The sequence below is a fragment of the Neisseria sp. 20925_1_37 genome, from assembly GCF_041433255.1.
In the GTDB taxonomy this organism is placed as follows: domain Bacteria; phylum Pseudomonadota; class Gammaproteobacteria; order Burkholderiales; family Neisseriaceae; genus Neisseria; species Neisseria flavescens_D.
This window is the reverse complement of record NZ_JAPWBC010000003.1, coordinates 1-13,791: the sequence shown is the minus strand read 5'-3', so window position 1 is coordinate 13,791 and position 13,791 is coordinate 1. Positions and strand designations below refer to the sequence as shown.

Sequence of the window (13,791 nt, the reverse complement as noted above, 5' to 3'; positions counted from 1 at the left end):
CTTGGCAGGAATTGGTTAAAAATATATCATGACGTAATATCTAGTAAATATATGGTTAAATGCGCGCACATTGGTCAGTACCATAATTTCCGAACAGGGGATCAGTTTTGAAAAAACATCACAATATTAAATTAATTACAGCTTCTATCGCTTTAATGACATCGCTCAGTGCCTCTGCAGGTTTGGGCGGCTTGAATGTTCAATCTCATTTGGGTGAGCCTTTTACAGGCAGTATTACTGTGACTGGCGAGGAAGCTCAGGCTCTGCTTAATGGCGGTAAGGCCACTATTTCAAATGGCAATTTGCGCGCGGCGGTACGCAAATCAGGCGATAAGGCAGTCGTTACTATCCGCTCTTCTAAAGCCATCAAAGATCCTGTTTTGGTTTTCCAAGTAGGTGTTGGCGCGCAATCGCGTGAATACACTGCTATTATCGATCCGGCCGGATATGATTCTAAAGATGCTGCATCTGTTCGTACTCGTCCGGTCGCTGAATCTCAATCCTCCGAGCCGACACGCAATGCCCAACAGCCTGCAACGAAAAACAATAAAGCAGTAGGTAATCAGGCAGCTCAAGCGCGTAAGGATGTGCAGCGTAAGGCTGAGAAAAAACAAGTTCAGACGGCCCCTGCTAAAAACGACACAGCTGCACGTTCAGGTAGACAGCATTTGGTGCGTACGGGTGAAACCCTGATTGCCATTGCGTCCAGTATCCGTCCGCAAGGCATGACCTTGGATCAAACCATTCAGGCTTTGGTAAATGCCAATCCGGATGTGTTTATTGATAACAATGCCAACCGCATGTTGGCAGGTAAAGTGCTGAATATTCCAAACCGTAGTGAATTGCAACGCTTGGCTGCTTCTGCTCCTGTTAAAACCAATACAGCGGCAGAGAAAGGCAATGAAACCGTCAATGTAACAGAAGCTAAAATAGAAAAACCTGTTGTTCAGCCTGAGGCTCAAACGGAAGCTCAGGTTAAAGATGATGGTGTAAATACACAGCAACAGGAAGAAGTGAAACAAGCTTCAGCAGAGCAAGCAGCATCTGCAACGGTTAATGAAAATGCTGTATCGACTGTTCCTGCGTCCGATATTCAAGAAGCTATGGCTTCTGATGCTCAAGAGAATGTAGTGGCTTCTGAGCCTGTTGCAACCACTGATTCTGTTGCGGAGCAAACAGAAAGCGAATCAGACGGCAATTTATGGAAATGGTTGTTGGCAGGCGGTGCAGCCCTTATTGCTGTTTGGTTGTTGTTGAAAGCTGCCGGTAAACGTAAAGACGAGCCGGAAGCGGCACCTGTAAGCCGTAAGGATAAAGAGGAGGCTGTACAGAAAAATGTTGCTGCTGCGGTTGCTGCAACTAAAGTAACGCCGTCTGAAAAAACTCAAGATGGCCTGCTTATTGAAGATGATTTTGAAGATGATGTGGTAATCAATGAAGTAGAAGAGTCTTCCAATGTTGATGATGTCAAACTTGATTTGGGCAAGATTGACAATAGTCAGGCAGGTATTCTTTCAGGTGCAGTAACGCATGATATTGAGACAGAACAACGTCGCCATGCTGATTGGGACAATATCGAATCAACAGAAAGCGTGTACGAGCCTGAACCAGAAAATCCGTATCAGCCAGTATCTGTTGTTATGCCTGAACGTAAAGAAGAGCAGGCAAATACATTTGCTGAGTTTGATTTGGCGGCAGAGAAAAAAGTCTCCGAGTCAAGAAATGAAGAGCCACTCGAGTTTACGGTAGAAACCCCTGAAGCTTCAGATGGTCATGCGTTACCATTCGAGGTCAAGCAAGATCAAGACTTGCAAATTCAAGAAACCAAAGAAGAAGTAGAGAAAGAAGAAGCTGCTTCTGAGTTTGTGATTGAAGAAGGTGCATTGGAATGGGGAGCTGAAGATGTTTCAGTAGCCGCCGATAAAAGCAATAGTGAAAGAGGCTTTGTTTCAGAATCAGTTGGCATGACTGCACCGCTTGAAGCCAAATATGATTTGGCTAAGATGTATATCGAAATCGGTGATCCTGAAGCGGCTCGAGAAACATTGCAAGGGCTGATTGAAGAGGCTGAAGGCGATATTCTGCATAAAGCCCAAAAACTGATGAAAGAACTTGGCGCATAAGTGCCAGTCAAATAAAGATGCCGTTTCAGACGGCATCTTTATTTATGGTAAATTAAAAAGCAAGATTTTGTCTGAGTCTATTATTGGTTGAGTAAGATTTCAGCTTTATATGATGGTTGAAGATGAAGGCCGTCTGAAATACATGAGAGGCGTGTGTTAATCACGCCTTTTTAATATTTGTTGCTTGAGCGTAGGCAACAATATCAATTTACAAGAAGTATAAGAAATGACTGAACAAGGAAATATAACAGGGCATCTGGTGCAGCGCTGGGCTTTGACCCTCTCTTATGATGGAAGCCGTTTTTATGGTTGGCAAAAACAGGCTGGAGATTTGCCGACTGTTCAGACGGCCTTAGAGCAGGCGTTGTCTTCAATAGCAGAGGAACAAATTAATACCGTCGTTGCGGGAAGAACGGATACGGGTGTGCATGCGACAGCTCAGGTCGTACACTTTGATACATCTGTAGGCCGTCCGGAGCAGGCGTGGGTGCGTGGTGTCAATGCGCATTTGCCTGATGGTGTGGCTGTATTGCTTGCACAAAAAGTTGCACCGCATTTCAATGCCCGATTTGATGCTTATGGTCGGCATTACCGTTATTTGCTGGAATCATCTCCGGTCCGTTCTCCATTATTGGTTGGCAGAGTAGGGTGGACGCATTTGAAATTAGATTTAAATCTAATGAGGCAGGCTGCTGCTTTATTGGAGGGTGAGCATGACTTCTCTAGCTTTCGTGCGGCTGAGTGCCAGGCAAAATCTCCTATAAAAACGCTGTATAGGGCAAGTATTAGTGGGAATCCTCGTTATTTGTGCCTTGATTTGCATGGAAATGCATTCTTGCATCATATGGTGCGCAATATCATGGGCGCATTGGTATATGTAGGAAGTGGCAGAATCAGTGTGGATGAATTTCAGTCAATCTTTCATGCAAGAAGCAGATTGAAAGCGCCTCCGACTTTTATGTCTGACGGCCTGTATTTGACAGGCGTTGATTATCCTGATGAGTTTGGGGTGGTAAAACTGCCTCTGCCTGAGTGGATGAATGTTTCGGGTAACGTTTTTCAGACGGCCTAATTGGCGGATTGTTGGTATAAAAGCAACAAAATAGCTGGATTGATGTGTAAATTAATAAAGTGTTGTAAAAATGCACAATTGGTTTTAAAAGAAATTTATCATTGATTTTAAATAATAAATTTCATTTTTTTAGGCTGTGGTTGCCTTTGCTGGGTTTCAAGGGTGGTGGGGGTGGATTGAATAAAGTTTGTTTTTTTAGAGAGGAGCAATTATAGTAACAGTCATGGAATCGCTGATTCCAGCGATAATGTAAGCCTAAGCGGATTGTCCGGTCTGCTTAAGTTATTTCTTCACAATAGAAAAGGAATACAGCAATGAAAAAATCTCTGATTGCTCTGACTTTGGCAGCTCTGCCTGTTGCAGCTATGGCTGATGTGACTCTGTACGGTCAAATCAAAGCTGGTGTAGAAATTTCTCGAACTAAAGAGAAAGCTGCAGGTCAAACTATTAAATCTAAAACTGCTACTGAGATTGCTGACTACGGTTCTCGTATCGGTTTCAAAGGTCACGAACACTTGGGTAACAACCTGAATGCTATCTGGCAAGTTGAACAAAAAACTTCTATCGCCGGTGGTGATTCTGGTTTTGCTAACCGTGAATCTTTCTTGGGCTTGGAAGGCGGTTTCGGTAAAGTTCGTGCCGGTAACTTGAATACTGCTCTGAACGACAGCAGTGACAGCTTTGACCCTTGGGAGTCTAGTAATGCTAATGCAGACGCTCTGCAACTGGGTAAAATCAAACGTGTAGATGGTCGCAAAGTATCTGTACGTTACGATACTCCTGTATTGGGTGGTTTCAGCGCAAGCGTTCAATACCAACCTCGCGACAATGCTAGACCTGACGACAAAGGTGTACATGCTGTGAAAAGCCGTGCGTCTTACGATTTGGGTCTGAACTACGAAAACTCTGGCTTCTTTGGTCGCTATGCTGGTTCTTTCGCTAAACATGCTGACTTGACTGATGGTTACCTGGAGACATTCAATAGAAACACTACCTTGAATGCTGGTGCTTACAAAGACCACCAAGCACACCGTTTGACTGCTGGTTACGATGCTAACAACCTGATGGTTGCTGTTGTGGGTCAATACGAAGGCTTCAAAAAAGATGTTGCTAACGCTAAGAAAAACGAACGTGTTGAAGTTGGTGCAACTGCTGCTTACCGCTTCGGTAACGTGACTCCTCGTGTTTCTTACGCTCACGGTTTCAAAGCTAAAGAAGACGGCGTGAAACAAAAGAACAGCGTTTACAACCAAGTTATCGTTGGTGCTGACTACGACTTCTCTAAACGTACTTCTGCCCTGTTGTCTGCCGGTTGGTTGAGAGAAGGCAAAGGCGACAACAAATACGAGAAAACTGCTGGTACTGTTGGCCTGCGTCACAAATTCTAATCTAGCTTAAGATTAGTCTGAAAAAGAGCCTGTTTTATACAGGCTCTTTTTGCTTTTGTAAGAAATGTATTTTGTCATTGCAGGGGCAGGTTAAATTATTTTCGATATTCGTTTTCAGACGGCCTATGGAAATTTAAGTCAGGTTCTATTCTATTTAATATATGCTAAATGAAATTTCAGAAATTGTTTTGAGTATTATTATAAATAAGTTAATAATATGGGGATGATTCTTGGATTGAGTTGATTTTCCTATGTTTCATGCCTAATAATAAAAGGTTCATCTAATGTAGTTCTAAAGTATTATTAGTATGTAGAATCTGGTTTTAAGATTTGTAAACTTGATTTTAATCAAATTATTGCTGATAGATGATTCATATAATATAAGTGTTTAGAGTATCGATATATCGGGAATAGCCATGTCCTGTCTTGAAATGAAGTGCTTAAGTGGCATTTGGAAACGAATCCTTGTGCTGTTTGCTGTATTTTCTATGATGATAGTAAGCCTGCCTGCTTACGCCGAGCGCTTGCCTGATTTCTTGGCAAAAGTTCAGCCGTCTGAAATTTTCCCAGGTGCTGACCGCTACGGTAAGCCTGAAGGTAAGCCCTTAGTTGCTCGCGTGTACAAGGGTGAAGAGCAGCTTGGCTTGGTTTATATCACAACTGACGTGGTCAATACGCGCGGTTATTCGAGTAAACCGATCGATACGATGGTTGCATTGGCCAATGATGGCACTATTGCCGGCGCAAAATTGGTTGAGCACCATGAGCCGATTATGTTGATCGGTATCCCGCAATCCCGTGTCGATAAATTCATTGACAAATATATCGGCTTAAATTTTATTAAAAACCCGCCTAAACCAGGTGTTGCACCAGGGGATATTATTAGTGGTGCGACTGTGACCCTGATGGTCATCAATGACAGTATTCAGCGCTCTGTTAAAGCAGTAATCCATCAATATCATTTGGGTACAGATAAAGCAGTTCAAGCCGGTACAGCAGCTGCTTCCGGCGAACAGTCTGCCGAACCTGCCGTTCAAACTCGTCCGCGTCGTGTTGCCAATCAAGACAAACAAGATATCCTGTCATGGAATGCGCTTTTGGAACAAAAAGCCGTCGGTCATCTGCATATTTCTATCGACGAAATCAATAAACTGTTTGAGAAAAGCGGTAAAGCAGGTGTGGCAGATCATGCGGAGCAGGGTGATGGTAATGATACATTTATTGATCTGTATGTTGCCTTGGTCAGCCAACCTTCCATCGGTAAAAGCCTTTTAGGTGAAGCAGGTTGGAACAACCTGCAAAAACGTTTGAAACCTGGCCAAGAAGCCGTGATGGTGGCCGGCGAGGGTCGCTATTCTTGGAAAGGTTCGGGTTATGTCCGCGGCGGTATCTTCGACCGTATCGAAATGATTCAGGGCGATACCAGCTTCCGTTTTACCGATGCACAACATGAGCGTGTGGTTGCTTTGGCAGCGGAAGGTGCGCCTGCATTTAAAGAGGTTTCTTGGTTTACCATTCCTGAAGGTGTGGAATTTGATGGTGCTGAGCCATGGCGTTTGCAATTGATGATTCAACGCGTATTGAGCGTAAATGATAAGGCATTTGTAACTGTCGATTTGGATTATGAGTTGCCAAAAGGCTATTACGTTGACGATCCTAAAGCACCGCCGGTTGAAATTAGTGCACCGGTTGAGCCGGTAGCTGCGGCAGCCTCTGCTCCGGAAGAAAGTACAGGTATTGCAGAAGATGCAACGGCTGAGGAAGGCGTATCCAACCAACTCTGGAAACAGGTTTGGAAAGCCAAACAAGGTCAAATCGTGGTTGTCGGTATTGCTTTGACAATTCTTCTGTTGGTATTCCTGTTCCAAGATTGGATTGTCCGTTACGAAAAATGGTATGACCGATTCCGTCTCTGTTTCCTGACCTTTACGCTGTTTTATATCGGCTGGTATGCTCAGGCACAATTATCGGTAGTGAATACTTTGACGTTGTTCTCAGCTGTTTTGACTGAGTTCCACTGGGAATTCTTCCTGATGGATCCGCTGGTATTCATTCTGTGGCTCTTTACAGCGGCGACCATGCTGTTGTGGAACCGCGGTACATTCTGTGGATGGCTGTGTCCTTTCGGTGCATTGCAAGAGTTAACCAACCGTATCGCTAAAAAATTGGGTATGAAACAAATTACAGTGCCACACTTGTTGCATACCCGTCTGAGTGCGATTAAATATGTAATTTTCTTCGCTTTGCTGGCAATTTCCCTGTACGATTTGGGTACGGCTGAAAAATTTGCTGAAATTGAGCCTTTCAAAACTGCAATTATTTTGAAATTCATGCGTGAATGGTGGTTTGTTCTGTTCGCCGCCGCTTTGCTGATTGCAGGCTTGTTCATCGAACGTTTCTTCTGCCGTTATCTGTGTCCTTTGGGTGCAGGTATTGCATTGCCGGGTCGCTTCCGTGTGTTTGATTGGCTGCGCCGTTATAAAATGTGCGGTAACCCATGCCAGATTTGTACACACGAATGCCCAGTACAGGCAATCGCACCTGAAGGCGACATTCATCCGAACGAATGTATCCAATGTCTGCATTGTCAGGTAATGTATCATCACGATACGCGTTGTCCTCAAGTAGTGGCAACGAATAAGAAAAAACAAAAACAAGCGGCGGCAAAAGCTGAACAGCATGATGCGGCAGCGACGCAAAATGCTCAAGAACAAGTCGTCCAGTTTGTTAAAAAAGAATCGGCAATCAGTGTCGACAAGTAGTAATTTATCAATAAAAAAAGAGGGCTGTATCGGCAGCCCGACTTAGAAAATTTTTCATCGGCAGGCCGTCTGAAAAATCGGCCGCCAGATTTTATCCAAGGAGTGTCGTATGTCAGACGAAAAATTAGAACAAAACGGCTTAAGCCGTCGTTCATTCTTAGGTACTGCCGCTGCTTCCGGTGCAGGTATTGCCGGTGCCGGTTTGTTGGGCTTGGCCGGTTGCTCTAACGGCGAGGGTGATAAAGCTGCTGCTTCCGGTGCTGCACCTGCCGAAAAAGCCGCTGCTCATTCTGCCGAACCGGGCAAACAAACTTCCGAAGTCGGTCCAGGCGAACTTGACCAATACTACGGTTTCTTGTCAGGCGGTCAATCAGGCGAAATGCGCTTGATCGGCGTACCTTCTATGCGTGAGTTGATGCGTATCCCTGTATTCAATATGGACAGCGCTACCGGTTGGGGTCGTACCAACGAGAGTCTGCGTATTTTGAATGAAAAAATTACGCCGGAAACCCGTAAATTCCTGCAAGACAGCGGTCTGCGCTGCTACCCTAACGGCGACTTGCACCACCCGCACTTGTCTTTTACTGATCAAACTTACGACGGCCGCTATGCATATGCCAACGATAAAGCAAACAACCGCGTTTGCCGTATCCGCTTGGATGTGATGAAAACTGATAAAATCGTTGAAATTCCAAACGTTTCAGGTGTTCACGGTCTGCGTCCTCAACGCTATCCGAAAACTGGCTACGTATTTGCCAACGGCGAGCATATCGTTCCTGTTGACGGCGTAGGCAAATGGGATGATCCTAAAACTTGGAATGCCGTTTATACTGCAGTTGACGGCGAAACCATGGACATCGCATGGCAAGTATTGGTAGACGGTAACTTGGATAATGGCGATGCCGACTACCAAGGTAAATACTCTTTCTCTACCTGCTATAACTCTGAGCGCGCTCTGACTGTACAAGGTGCATCTTCTAACGAACAAGACTGGTGTGTGGTATTTAACCTGGCCGCCATCGAAGAAGGCATCAAAAAAGGCGACTTCAAAGAAGTTAATGGCGTGAAAATGTTGGACGGTCGTGCGGAAGCCAACTCTCCATACACTCGTTACATCCCGGTTCCTAACTCTCCTCACGGCTGTAATGCAAGCCCTGACGGCAAATACATTATGCTCAACGGTAAACTGTCTCCAACCGTTACCGTATTGGATGTCAGCAAACTGGATGACTTGTTTGCAGGTAAAATCAAAGAGCGCGATGTTGTCGTAGCCGAGCCTCAACTGGGTCTTGGCCCATTACACACTGCATTTGACGGTCGCGGCAATGCCTATACTACATTGTTTATCGACAGCCAAATGGTGAAATGGAACATCGACGATGCGATTAAAGCCTACAAAGGCGAGAAAATCGATCCGATCAAACAAAAACTCGACGTTCACTATCAACCTGGCCACAACCACACTACCATGGGCGAAACCAAAGAAGCCGACGGTAAATGGTTGGTATCTTTGAACAAGTTCTCTAAAGACCGCTTCTTGAATGCTGGTCCTTTGAAACCTGAATGTGACCAATTGATCGATATCTCCGGCGACGAAATGCGTCTGGTGCATGACAATCCGACTTTTGCCGAACCACACGACTTGTGCTTGGTTGCCGCGTCTAAAGTGAACCCAAGCAAAACTTGGGACCGCAAAGACCCATGGTTCTGGCAAGAAGCTTTGGAACAAGCTCAAAAAGACGGTGTTGAGTTGGAAAAAGCTGCCAAAGTCGTACGTGAAGGCAACAAAGTACGCGTGTACATGACTGCCGTTGCGCCTGCTTACAGCGTTCCTCAATTTGAAGTGAACCAAGGCGACGAAGTTACCGTATATGTAACCAACGTTGAGACCATTGAAGACTTGACTCACGGCTTTACTTTGGAAGGTTATGGCATTGCTATGGAGATTGGCCCGCAAGCTACATCTTCTGTAACCTTCAAGGCTGTCCGTCCAGGCGTACACTGGTACTACTGCCAATGGTTCTGCCACGCATTGCACATGGAAATGTCTGGCCAAATGATTGTTAAACCAAAATAATTTCGGTTTGATGATTTAATTCTTCAGGCCGTCTGAAAAAACATTCTTTCAGACGGCCTTTATAGCAAAGTTGTTTGTCGGCCGATATGGTCACAAAATGAAAGCCATCATCAGACAGCTTTGCTATAACACCAAAATACCTGTTTCCGCATCGGTTTATCATGCGGCAAGCAGGCCGTCTGAAACAGAGATATGATTATGACGCACACACAAATCCATCGTTCCAAATGGCAACGTGCCGCACTCGTATTGCTGCTTGGCAGCATGGTTCAGACGGCCTTTGCCGCAGTCATCAACGTATCCGCACAAGACAATCTCAATGATGCTTTGGCGCGCGCCCAAGCCGGCGATACGCTCAAGCTTGCCTCTGGTACATACAAAACCAAACTCTATATCGACAAACCCATTACCATCGAAGGCCCTGCCGACCGTTCCGCCAAGATTGTCGGCGACCGGAGCGGGAGGACGGTTGCCGTTCATGCGCCTGATGTAACTTTGCGCAATCTGACTGTTTCCCATTCCGGCATGAGTTTGCCGGCAATGGATGCCGGTATCTATTTAGAAGAGACGGCAACGCGCGCGCTGGTGGAGCATAACAACATCATCGACAATTCTGTCGGCGTGTATATTCACGGTGCGACAGAATCCATGGTGCGGGAAAATAAAATCATCGGCGATGCAACCCTGCGCGTCAACGAACGCGGCAACGGCGTAACCGTCTGGAATGCGCCCGGTGCGCAAGTGATTGATAACGATATTTCCAAAGGCCGTGACGGTATTTTTTCAAATACCAGTACACATAATACCTACAAAGGCAACCGCTTTAGCGACTTGCGCTTTGCCGTCCATTATATGTACACCAATGACAGCGAAGTCAGCAACAATATCTCCGTCGGCAACAACATGGGTTATGTGCTGATGTTTTCCGAACGCCTGAAAGTGTATGGCAACATTGCCGTTGGCAGCCGCGACCAAGGCATTATGCTCAACTACGTCAATTATTCCGAAATTCACGATAATGTGATCAACAAGGCAGGCAAATGTGTGTTTGCCTACAATGCCAACTACAATAAAATTTTCGACAACCATTTTGAAAACTGTCAAATCGGTATTCACTTTACCGCGGCCATTGAAGGCACAAGCCTGTTCAATAATTCGTTTATCAACAACGAAAGCCAAGTCAAATACGTCAGCACCCGTTTCCTTGATTGGGGCGAGGGTGGTCGCGGCAACTATTGGAGCGATAACAGCGCCTTTGACCTTGATGGCGACGGCTTCGGCGACAGTGCCTACCGTCCCAACGGGATTATCGACCAAATCATCTGGCGTGCACCCGTCGCCCGGTTATTGATGAACAGCCCTGCCATCAGCATTGTCAAATGGGCGCAATCGCAATTTCCCGCCATCCTGCCTGGCGGCGTAATTGACAGCAAGCCTTTGATGAACCCTGTCCGCAATAAAACGACAACCAAATACGAAGCCATGAAGGACGAATTGCTGCATGAAGCAAAAACGCACCAATCCGAATGGGGTAATGCCGAAAACGGTGCGCTGACAGGCGGAAATGCCAATATGTAACCTTTCAGACGGCCCAATATCAAAGGCCGTCTGAAACATTCACTAGAGGAATATCCATGAGCAGTACCAACCACGTTGAATTAAGAAACGTGACCAAGCAGTTTGGCAGCCAAAAGGCCGTCAACCAAGTCGATCTGGTTCTCAAGGCTGGCGAGAGCGTCGGCATGGCAGGACACAACGGTGCAGGCAAATCTACCATTATGAAGCTAATACTTGGTCTGATTACGCCGACCGAGGGCGAAGTGATGCTTTTGGGAGAGCCGACCGGCAGTAAAGCAGGGGCGCAGCGTCGCAGCCAAATCGGTTACCTGCCTGAAACGGTTGCATTGCACCCTTCATTGACCGGTATCGAAACCATGGATTTCTATGCCAAACTTAAAAAACAGCCCCTGAGTAAAAACCGCGAATTGCTCGAGCGTGTCGGCATTTCCCAGGCTGCACGCCGCCGTGTCGGTACTTACTCTAAAGGTATGCGTCAACGCCTCGCTTTGGCACAAGCCTTGTTGGGCGAACCTAAAGTCTTACTGTTTGATGAGCCGACTACCGGCCTTGATCCGGCTTCGCGTCAAATGTTTTACGAAGTTGTGCGCGAACTCAATGGGCGCGGCGCAACCGTATTGCTCAGCACCCACGCACTGGCCGAGCTTGACGGCCACGCCGACCGCATCATCGTCATGAAAAACGGCGTGAAAGTTGCCGACGGCAGCATGGATGAGTTGCATGTTCAAAGCGGTCTGCCGTTGACCGTCAACGTCCGCTTGAAAGAAGCGCGCCCGTTGAGCGAGCATTGGCATCCGCTTTCAGACGGCCTGTCATACCAAGCACAATGTAAAGCAGAAGAGCGCATGGCTCTTTTGAGCGAATTGGGTGACTTGGGCAACCTTGCCTATATCGATATCCATACCCCGACACTTGACGATATGTACGCACAATTCTTAAAAAGGGAAGACGTATGAACCCCGTTTGGATTATTACCGGCAAAGAAGTCCGCGACAGCCTGCGCAACCGTTGGGTACTCGCCGCCGCGCTCCTGCTTGCCGCATTGGCACTGTCATTAGGCTTTCTCGGCAGCTCGCCTACCGGTTCGGTCAAGGTTGATCCCTTGACGGTAACCGTAGTCAGCCTGTCCAGCCTGTCTATTTTCCTGATTCCGCTGATTGCGATGTTGCTCTCTTATGATGCACTGATCGGCGAAATCGAGCACGGTACAATGGCGTTGCTGCTAAGTTACCCCATCTCGCGCAACCAAATCCTTGCCGGTAAATTTATCGGCCACCTCATCATTCTTGCCCTTGCTACCACGGCAGGCTACGGATTGGCAGGTATTACCCTTCAGCTTGCCAACGGCGGTTTTGATATTGCCGCATGGCAGCCTTTCGCCCTTTTGATTGCTGCCAGCGTGATTCTTGGCGCAGCCTTTTTGTCCATGGGCTATTTGATCAGCGCAAAAGTTAAAGAACGCGGTACCGCCGCCGGTATCGCCATCGGCGTATGGCTGTTTTTTGTCGTTATTTTCGATATGGCGCTTTTAGGTGTTTTGGTTGCCGATACCGAACAAGTCATTACTGCGCCTGTAGTGGAAACCGTTCTTTTGTTCAACCCCGCAGACATTTATCGCCTGCTGAACCTGACGGGTTACGAAAATACAGCCATGTATGCCGGCATGGCAGGTTTGAGCGAACAAATCAGCCTGAGTATGCCTGTTTTGCTGACGGCTCAGGTATTATGGGTTATCATTCCTTTGATTTTAGCCGCCTGGATTTTCGGAAAGCGACAAATATGAGAAAAATATTATTGACAACCTTCACACTCATCGCATTGGCAGCCTGCAGCAAGCAGGACAACAGCCCTCCGCCTGCGCCCCAACAAATCAGCGACAGCGCAGTGGGTCATTACTGCAGCATGAATTTGACTGAACACAACGGCCCTAAAGCGCAAATCTTCTTGAACGGCAAACCTGACAAACCGGTTTGGTTTTCCACCATCAAGCAGATGTTCGGCTACACCAAGCTGCCTGAAGAGCCGAAAGGCATTCATATCATCTATGTTACCGATATGGGTAAAGTCAAAGATTGGGAAAAACCCAATGCCGATACTGAATGGATAGATGCGAAAAAGGCCTATTACGTTATCGAAAGCAGCTTTATCGGCGGCATGGGTGCGGAAGATGCGCTTCCGTTTGCCGACAAGGCTCAGGCTGAAAAATTCGCCAAAGAAAAAGGCGGCAGAGTTGTCGGTTTCGCAGAGATGCCCGACGAATATATTTTCAAATAAAACAACCAATAAAGGCCGTCTGAAACAGTTTCAGACGGCCTTTGTGTTGGAAGCTGCCGATTGCTGATTTAATGAATGCGGCTTTCAATATAAAGATAAAAAATCTAAGGAATACTTTATGTCCACCCCTTTAACGCGCCGCCGTTTCATTGCTATCGCCGCCACACTTGCCGCCGGTGTCGGCATTCCTTTTGCCATCAGCCGCAAAACCAATCAACCGACTCATCCGACCAGTCTGAATCAAGAAGAGCAGCCAGTTATTTGGAGAGGCATTGCATTGGGTTCGGGCGCAGAATTGCGGTTGTTCGGCGTTGGGCGCAGGCAGGCGGAGATACTGATCAACAAAGTATTGGCAGAAGTTTCACGGTTGGAAAAAATCTTCAGCCTGTATCGGGACGACAGCTTGATTAGCCGTTTAAACCGAGAAGGCCGTCTGAAAAATCCGCCATCCGATTTTTTGCAGCTGCTCAGCACCAGCCGAGATATCCATCAGCTGACGCAGGGTGCGTTTGATCCC

10 protein-coding genes are annotated in these 13,791 nt (G+C 46.7%); all 10 read left to right on the top strand.

Features of this window, described 5'->3' with window-relative positions; all coding sequences use genetic code 11:
• Nucleotides 1-155 precede the first annotated feature (155 nt).
• Nucleotides 156-2,123, top strand: coding sequence for a FimV/HubP family polar landmark protein (locus O3661_RS02840; protein WP_371492234.1), 1,968 nt, complete (start codon nt 156-158; stop codon nt 2,121-2,123).
• Between the two features lie 226 nt (nt 2,124-2,349).
• A complete protein-coding gene (gene truA, locus O3661_RS02835) occupies nt 2,350-3,195 on the top strand; it encodes a tRNA pseudouridine(38-40) synthase TruA (RefSeq protein ID WP_371492233.1) in 846 nt (281 codons plus the stop codon).
• Nucleotides 3,196-3,509: 314 nt separating this feature from the next.
• Nucleotides 3,510-4,583 carry a trimeric porin PorB gene (gene porB, locus O3661_RS02830; protein WP_371492232.1) on the top strand — a complete coding sequence of 358 codons (1,074 nt, stop codon included), beginning with the start codon at nt 3,510-3,512 and terminating at the stop codon, nt 4,581-4,583.
• Nucleotides 4,584-5,071: 488 nt separating this feature from the next.
• A complete protein-coding gene (locus O3661_RS02825; protein WP_371492231.1) occupies nt 5,072-7,345 on the top strand; it encodes a 4Fe-4S binding protein in 2,274 nt (757 codons plus the stop codon).
• A 109-nt stretch (nt 7,346-7,454) separates the two neighbouring features.
• Nucleotides 7,455-9,422, top strand: coding sequence for a TAT-dependent nitrous-oxide reductase (gene nosZ / locus O3661_RS02820; protein ID WP_036493194.1), 1,968 nt, complete (start codon nt 7,455-7,457; stop codon nt 9,420-9,422).
• Between the two features lie 198 nt (nt 9,423-9,620).
• Nucleotides 9,621-11,000: a nitrous oxide reductase family maturation protein NosD gene (locus O3661_RS02815; RefSeq protein WP_371492230.1), complete on the top strand. Its 1,380-nt coding sequence runs from the start codon at nt 9,621-9,623 to the stop codon at nt 10,998-11,000.
• A gap of 56 nt (nt 11,001-11,056) precedes the next feature.
• Complete coding sequence (locus tag O3661_RS02810) at nt 11,057-11,956, top strand: ABC transporter ATP-binding protein (RefSeq protein WP_371492229.1); 900 nt, start codon at nt 11,057-11,059, stop codon at nt 11,954-11,956.
• Nucleotides 11,953-12,783, top strand: coding sequence for an ABC transporter permease (locus O3661_RS02805; protein WP_371492228.1), 831 nt, complete (start codon nt 11,953-11,955; stop codon nt 12,781-12,783). The genes O3661_RS02810 and O3661_RS02805 overlap by 4 nt, the downstream gene beginning before the upstream one ends.
• Entirely contained in the window at nt 12,780-13,274 is a 495-nt protein-coding gene (locus tag O3661_RS02800; protein ID WP_371492227.1) for a nitrous oxide reductase accessory protein NosL, read from the top strand. The genes O3661_RS02805 and O3661_RS02800 overlap by 4 nt, the downstream gene beginning before the upstream one ends.
• 118 nt (nt 13,275-13,392) lie before the next feature.
• The coding region (locus O3661_RS02795) for an FAD:protein FMN transferase (protein WP_371492226.1) at nt 13,393-13,791 on the top strand (399 nt) is incomplete at its 3' end.

Coding starts and splice junctions, on each gene's coding strand:
- O3661_RS02840 (WP_371492234.1), top strand. CDS start 156: ATGACATCGCTCAGTGCCTCTGCAGGTTTGGGCGGCTTGAATGTTCAA.
- truA (WP_371492233.1), top strand. CDS start 2,350: ATGACTGAACAAGGAAATATAACAGGGCATCTGGTGCAGCGCTGGGCT.
- porB (WP_371492232.1), top strand. CDS start 3,510: ATGAAAAAATCTCTGATTGCTCTGACTTTGGCAGCTCTGCCTGTTGCA.
- O3661_RS02825 (WP_371492231.1), top strand. CDS start 5,072: ATGATGATAGTAAGCCTGCCTGCTTACGCCGAGCGCTTGCCTGATTTC.
- nosZ (WP_036493194.1), top strand. CDS start 7,455: ATGTCAGACGAAAAATTAGAACAAAACGGCTTAAGCCGTCGTTCATTC.
- O3661_RS02815 (WP_371492230.1), top strand. CDS start 9,621: ATGACGCACACACAAATCCATCGTTCCAAATGGCAACGTGCCGCACTC.
- O3661_RS02810 (WP_371492229.1), top strand. CDS start 11,057: ATGAGCAGTACCAACCACGTTGAATTAAGAAACGTGACCAAGCAGTTT.
- O3661_RS02805 (WP_371492228.1), top strand. CDS start 11,953: ATGAACCCCGTTTGGATTATTACCGGCAAAGAAGTCCGCGACAGCCTG.
- O3661_RS02800 (WP_371492227.1), top strand. CDS start 12,780: ATGAGAAAAATATTATTGACAACCTTCACACTCATCGCATTGGCAGCC.